General features: G+C 72.1%; 5 protein-coding genes and 2 pseudogenes. 3 read left to right on the plus strand and 4 right to left on the minus strand.

Going from position 1 to position 5,975, the window contains the following annotated elements; genetic code table 11:
• The 3 genes and pseudogenes from ACZ7L4_RS42775 to ACZ7L4_RS42785 form a co-directional block, all read right to left on the minus strand.
• Positions 1-290, minus strand: a pseudogene (locus ACZ7L4_RS42775) (GNAT family N-acetyltransferase); the annotation flags it as partial.
• Between the two features lie 336 nt (positions 291-626).
• Positions 627-1,973 (minus strand): FGGY-family carbohydrate kinase, encoded by a 1,347-nt coding sequence (locus ACZ7L4_RS42780; protein ID WP_472110683.1) that lies wholly within the window; start codon positions 1,971-1,973, stop codon positions 627-629.
• 54 nt (positions 1,974-2,027) lie between these two features.
• Positions 2,028-2,813: a class I fructose-bisphosphate aldolase gene (locus tag ACZ7L4_RS42785; protein ID WP_472110685.1), complete on the minus strand. Its 786-nt coding sequence runs from the start codon at positions 2,811-2,813 to the stop codon at positions 2,028-2,030.
• A 184-nt stretch (positions 2,814-2,997) separates the two neighbouring features.
• On the opposite strand from ACZ7L4_RS42785, the gene ACZ7L4_RS42790 reads away from it, so the two are divergent.
• The 3 genes from ACZ7L4_RS42790 (at position 2,998) to ACZ7L4_RS42800 (ending at position 5,659) form a co-directional block, all read left to right on the plus strand.
• Positions 2,998-3,996, plus strand: coding sequence for a dihydroxyacetone kinase subunit DhaK (locus tag ACZ7L4_RS42790; RefSeq protein WP_472110687.1), 999 nt, complete (start codon positions 2,998-3,000; stop codon positions 3,994-3,996).
• A 53-nt stretch (positions 3,997-4,049) separates the two neighbouring features.
• On the plus strand, positions 4,050-4,739 hold the full coding sequence (dhaL, locus tag ACZ7L4_RS42795; protein WP_472110689.1) for a dihydroxyacetone kinase subunit DhaL: 690 nt from the start codon (positions 4,050-4,052) through the stop codon (positions 4,737-4,739).
• A 149-nt stretch (positions 4,740-4,888) separates the two neighbouring features.
• A complete protein-coding gene (locus ACZ7L4_RS42800; protein WP_472110691.1) occupies positions 4,889-5,659 on the plus strand; it encodes a GntR family transcriptional regulator in 771 nt (256 codons plus the stop codon).
• A gap of 81 nt (positions 5,660-5,740) precedes the next feature.
• Here ACZ7L4_RS42800 and ACZ7L4_RS42805 read toward each other — a convergent pair.
• Positions 5,741-5,975: pseudogene (locus ACZ7L4_RS42805) on the minus strand (MFS transporter); the annotation flags it as partial.

Genomic DNA, 5,975 nt, shown 5'->3' on the forward strand with positions numbered 1-5,975 from the left:
TCGGGCACGGGCTCGGTCAGTTCGTCCCACCACACCGTGTCGTGCCCGAGCGCAAAGCCGTACGCCATGCCGATCGGTTCGCCGTCCTCGGCACGGGCCAAGGCGGCACGAAACGTACGGTTGCGCGCCTGGACGGGAAAGCGTCGGAAGGCGGCGGCGACGTCGTCCTCGGTCTCGTTGTAAGGAGATTCGGCGAACGCTTCCGCGTAGATCAGCCTGAACGCGTCCTCGGCCTGCGCTGCCGCCGATCCATCCAGGCGCTCTGTCGCAATGGACCCTTGCTGCGTCATGCGGTGTCCCCCTCGAAGGTCTCGCGAGTGTGCCCGCCGCGCACGCGCGACCGGTGAAACTCCCGGAGCTTACCCACCAAGGGCAGTTGAGCCTGTGGTGTGCTCCGGACTTGTGCGAACCTGCGATGACCCGAGCCCCGTTGACCGCCTGCGCGGGCAAGCCCTGCGAGGCCGCAACTGGCGCAGGTGGACGGCCACCGGGGAGCGGCTGTTGTTCCACGTGAGCCCCGCGCACGGAAACGGGCGCGGGGCGATTCACGTACGAGCGGCGACGAGAGCAGGCGCGAGAAGGGCGGACCGCGGTCCGTCGCGACAGCAGCGTGACGGGGCGGCCGGTCAGACCGCCTGCGGAGCCGGTGCCGGTGCGAGGGCCGTGGCCGGTTCCGGGAGCCAGCCGATCGCGTGGGCGGCGAGCAGGGCGGCGCCGGTCGCCGTGACCTCGGGTTCGGAGATCAGGGTGGCCTCGCGCTGGGTGACCGCCTGCTTGATGGCCACCCAGCCGGGAGAGCGTGCCCAGCCACCGGCGGTGAACACGTGCGCGCCGGGTGCGGCGTACCTGCTGACGGAGTCGATGGCGTGGCCGCCGAGTTCGGCGAGCGCGCCCAGGACGGCCGCGGCGCGGGAGGCCGGGTCGGCGGGGGCGTCCGGGGTGTACAGGGGGCAGTGTCCGCCGGCGGCGCCGGGGCGGAACGCGCCGGACGTGAGGTAGCCGTCGGGCTGCCGCTCCCCCGCGATGAGTTCGTCGAGGGCCTTGGAGACGGCGGGGTCCTGCCGCGCCCACTTGACGTTGCGGTCGAGCTCTTCCACGCGCAGGACGGTGGTGCCGTCCTGGCGGATTCCGGGGGCCGAGTCCAGGCCGTCCGCCGGGTCGGGGGCGGGGCGGTGGGACTGGGTGGTGACGACCTCGGCGGTGCCCATGGAGTCGAGAACGGCGCCGCCGGGCAGCAGCCCGACGCCCCAGCCGCCCACGGGGTGGTCGTGGCCGCCCGCGACGACCACCGCTTCGGGGTGCACCACCCCGGCCTCGGCGAGGCGCGCGGAACGCAGTGGCCCGATCAGGTCCCCGGTGCGGGCCACGGGCGGCAGCAGGTCCGTCGACCCGAGCGTCGCCGCGACCCGCGGGGCCGTCCACGTCCGGGCCGTGGTGTGCCAGGCGGCGGTGCGGGCGGCCAGGGTCTCGCTGAGGAACGGGGTGCCGGACCAGCGGGCGCCGGCGTAGTCCGTCAGGGCCAGCCAGTTGGCCGCCTTCTCGGCGCCGGGCTGGGCGCGCGCCCAGGTCCAGCCGACGACGGTGCGGGCCGGGTCGGGGCTGACCCCCATGTCGTCGGCCGAACCCAGTTCCGGGGCCAGGTCCTTGAACAGGTCCTGGCGGCGGGGGTCGAACCACGCCAGCGCACGGGTGAGCGGGCGCAGGCCCGTGTCGGCGAGGACGCCGTCCTCGCCGATGCCTGCCGCGCACACGGCACGGACGGTCAGCTCGTCACCGCAGGCTTCGAGGACCATGTCCTCGATCGCCTCGAAGAGCCGGTCCGCGTCGACCGAAGGGTCGTCGGCACCCCGCGGTGTCCTGCGCCGGACGCGGGCGACGACGTGGCCGTCCCCGTCGAGCGCGACCACCTTGGTGTTGGTGCTGCCGATGTCGACACCGAGGACCGCTGCCCGCCGTGTCGCCGTGGTTCCCACGTGTCGTCATCTCCTTCGATCGACGCTGGTGGCTTCCCCCGTCGTGGCGGGGACTCAGTCCTGGAAGCTGACCTGGCGGGTCAGGGCGCCGACCTCCGAGAGGACCTTGTCGGCCTCGCTCTGCTCACGCTGCCAGATGTTACGGCCGACGATGACACCACGTGCACCGGCCCGGATGGTCTGGCCGACCGCGTCGACGGTCTCGGCGACATCGCCGCTGAGCGGGCCGCCGGCGATGACCAGCGGGACCTGGAGCTCGTCGACCAGGCGACGGGTGCGCTCCTCGCCCGGGAAGGCGATCTTGATGATGTGGGCGCCGAGGTCGTACGCGATGCGGGCGACCTTCTCCTCCTCGACGATGACCTCCTCGGTGCGCGGGGCGCCCATGATGACCGGTTCGAGGACGAGCGGGATGTCCCAGGCGTCGCAGGCGGTGACGACCTCGCCGACGCGCTTGCACATGGCGGCCTGCTCGGCGCGGGTCATGTTCCACGGGAAGAGCATCTTGACCGCGTCGACGCCCATGCGGACGGCCTCTTCGACGGTGGTGATGAGCTGGTGCGAGCCGCCGCCGTCGAGGTTGGCGACGTCGTAGTAGGTGTCGATGGTCAGCACGCGCGAGAGGTGCGGGTTGGCGGCGAAGAACTTCTCGGTCTGCTTGACCTGACCCGGCGTCATCATGAAGCCGGTGACGTCATCGGTCTTCGTCCACGTGGAGAAGGGGGCCGAGGGGGTCTCCAGGCCGGCGATGCGGTTGAAGATCAGGCCGTGGTCGACGGGCATGATGATCGCCGCGCGGTCGCTGGGCAGCGTACGGCGCATCCGGTATTCCATGGACATGGCTGTCTGATCCCTCTCAGTTGTGGGCGGCTCTGCGCCGTGGCGGGCCAGGTGCGGACACATGACCGCAGGTCGAGCGGTGCCGGTCCCGCACGCAGCAAAATTGTACGTACAGTCTGTACTGTCCGAACAGTAAGCGTTAGCGTGGGGCCGGTCAAGACCCGAGCCGAAGGAGCACCGCGCCATGCACCGCCACCTCGTCAACCGCCCGGAACACGCAGCCGATGAGGCCCTCGAAGGGGTCGCACTCGCCCACCCCCACCTGGTGTCCTACGACCGCGAGCCGGGCATCGTCCGGCGCGCCGCGCCCGCCCGCGACAAGGTGGGCCTGGTCTCCGGCGGCGGCTCCGGGCACGAGCCGCTGCACGCCGGGTTCGTGGGCACCGGCATGCTCGATGTCGCCGTGCCCGGCGCCCTGTTCGCCAGCCCCACCGCCCTGCAGGTGGTCGACGGCACGCTCGCGGCCGACTCGGGGCGCGGCGTCGTACAGATCGTGAAGAACTACACGGGCGACGTCCTCAACTTCCAGATCGCCGGAGAGATCGCCGGGGACGACGCGGTGATGACCGAAGTCGTGCTGGTCGACGACGACTTGGCGACCGACGGCGCCGGGGACGACGGGCCGGGCCGGCGCGGGACGGCCGCCGTCCTCGCCGTCGAGAAGATCTGCGGAGCCGCCGCCGAGGCGGGCGCCGAACTCGGCGAGGTGGCCGCACTCGGCCGCCGGGTCGCGAGCCGGTCCCGCACACTCAGCCTGGCCGTCCGGGCCGCAACCCACCCCGGCGCCGACGGGCCGGCCTTCGAACTCCCCGACGGGCAGGTCGAGTTGGGGGTGGGCATCCACGGCGAGCGCGGCACGGGGCGCATCGACTTCGCCGACGCCGACACCCTCGTCTCCCAGCTGATCGATCCGCTGTCGGGCGCGCTCGACCTCGGCCGCGGCTCCTCCGTGATCGCCCTCGTCAACGGGCTCGGCGGCCTCTCCCCGCTGGAGCTGTCGGTCTGCACCCGCAGCGTCCACCGGCACCTGACCGGCCAGGGCGTCGCGGTCGCCCGCACCCTCGCGGGCTCGTACGTGACCTCCCTCGACATGCACGGAGTGTCCGTGACACTGCTGCCCGCCGACGACGACTTGCTGCCGCTGTGGGATGCCCCCGTGCGCACACCTGCCCTGACCTGGTGACACGAATTCCGCAACGAGCAGACGAGAACAGGAACTTGAGAGGCAGGACTGCCATGACCACCACGACCGTGACGGACACTCGGCTCGCCGAGGGCTTCGGCCGCCGCTGGGTGGAGTCGCTCTTCGACATCTTCTTGAACGGGCGCGCCCAGGAGCTGGGCAGGCTCGACCAGCTGGCCGGCGACGGCGACTTCGGCAACAACATCTCCGCCGCGCTGGGACGGGCGCAGCAGACCATCGCCGCCGAACCCCCTCAGGACTACCGGGGCTGGCTGACCGCCGTGTCGCGCGGATTCCTGGGCACCGGCGGCACCAGCGGCCCGCTGTACGGCATGTTCTTCCGCGACCTCGCGCGCTGCGCGGGCGAGGGAGAACCGACGCTCGCCGAGCTCGCGCACGGCCTCAGCAGCGGGGTGGCGACGGTGCAGCGCTACGGGAAGGCCGAGGTGGGCCACAAGACGATGGTCGACGCGCTGGCCCCCGCGGCGCAGGCCCTCAGCGAAGCCGCCCCGCAGGCCACGGACGCCGCGCAGGCGCTGGCCGGCGCCGCCGAGGCGGCGGTGGCGGGCGCGCGCTCGACCGCTGAACTCCTGGCCCGGCGGGGCCGCGCCAGCTACGTCGGCGAAGTGGCCCGTGGCGTCCTCGACCCCGGGGCCACGGCCTCGGCGATCGTGCTCCAGGCCGCGGCGGCCGCGCAGGCGGGAGCCGGCATCGCGGTGGACACGGACTGGATCAACGCCTGACGTCCGACCCCGAGCAGGGGCGTGGCCAACGGCCTACGCCCCCTGCTCGGGGTACACGGAATCGCGCCAAGGTCTCGTACGGACAGTACATACAGGGCGTACGATGGTGCGTGGCGGCTCCATGCCGCCTCAGCCAGTGGAGGGAGTGCATGGTGTCGCCATCGGGGGCCATCGACCGGCAGTCGTCGACGCCTTATTACCAGCAGCTCGTCGACGCGCTCGAACAGCGTCTGGCCGACGGGCAGATCCCTCAGGGCCAGCGGCTGCCCAGCGAGAACGATCTGTGCAAGGAGTTCGGCCTGTCAAGGGCCACCGTCCGGCAGGCACTTCAAGTGCTTGAGTCACAGGGCCTGGTGACGCGGGTCGCCAACCGCGGCGTGTTCGCCAACCGGGCCCGGGCCGCCGACGAGGGATGGACCATCCAGCAGCCCACGGGCTTCCTGGAGAACGCGCTCAGCCACGAGAACCGGTCGGTGGCCACGCAGGTGCTGCGGCACGGCCCGACGATCCTGCCTGCGTTCGCGTGCCAGCTACTCAAGGTGCCGGAGAAGACGGCCGGGTACGAGCTGGTGCGCCTGCGCACGCTCAACGAAGTACCGGCGCTCTACAGCATCAACTACAGCCCCTCCGAACTGGTGCCGGTCATCGCCGCCAGCGAAGACGTCTTGGACGGCCGCGCCTCGCTCAGCCAAGCCCTTGCGAAGGCCGGCTTCACCCTGGGCGGTGCGCACCGCTCGGTGCGCGCCGTGGCGCCCACGCCGGAGATCGCGGAGGCCCTGGAGATCCGGCCCACGACGCCGGTGCTGCACATCCGCTCCACGTCCTGGACGCCGGGCGGCCAGCACTTCGACGTGTACAACACCTGGGTGCGCAGCGACATCGTGCCGCTGGAGGTCAACGTCGACACGACGGCGTCCTGAACCGGAGACGCCGGGCGAACAGACCGGGAGGGGCCGCCGTGCACGTGCACGGCGGCCCCTCCCGGTTTCCCTGGTCGGGGCTCAGCGGGTCACCGGGGAGTCGGTGACATGGACCAGCGGCTCGTCGGCCTCGACGGCCTGCTGGGACTCCTCGGGGATGGTCAGCCACCGCACGGCGACGGCTGCCAGCAGATACAGCGCCGCGAAGATCACGGCGACGGCGCCGGCGCCGAGGCTGTCGAGGAACACGGCCACGATCAGCGGACCGACGAACGTGGCGGCGCCCGCGCCGAGGTTGAGGACCGCGATGGCGTTG

It is taken from the genome of Streptomyces sp. NPDC107575 (assembly GCF_055657265.1).

Bases quoted from the DNA above. Each gene is read 5' to 3' on its own strand.
- ACZ7L4_RS42800 (WP_472110691.1), top strand. From the start codon at position 4,889: ATGGTGTCGCCATCGGGGGCCATCGACCGGCAGTCGTCGACGCCTTAT.
- ACZ7L4_RS42785 (WP_472110685.1), bottom strand. From the start codon at position 2,813: ATGTCCATGGAATACCGGATGCGCCGTACGCTGCCCAGCGACCGCGCG.
- ACZ7L4_RS42790 (WP_472110687.1), top strand. From the start codon at position 2,998: ATGCACCGCCACCTCGTCAACCGCCCGGAACACGCAGCCGATGAGGCC.
- dhaL (WP_472110689.1), top strand. From the start codon at position 4,050: ATGACCACCACGACCGTGACGGACACTCGGCTCGCCGAGGGCTTCGGC.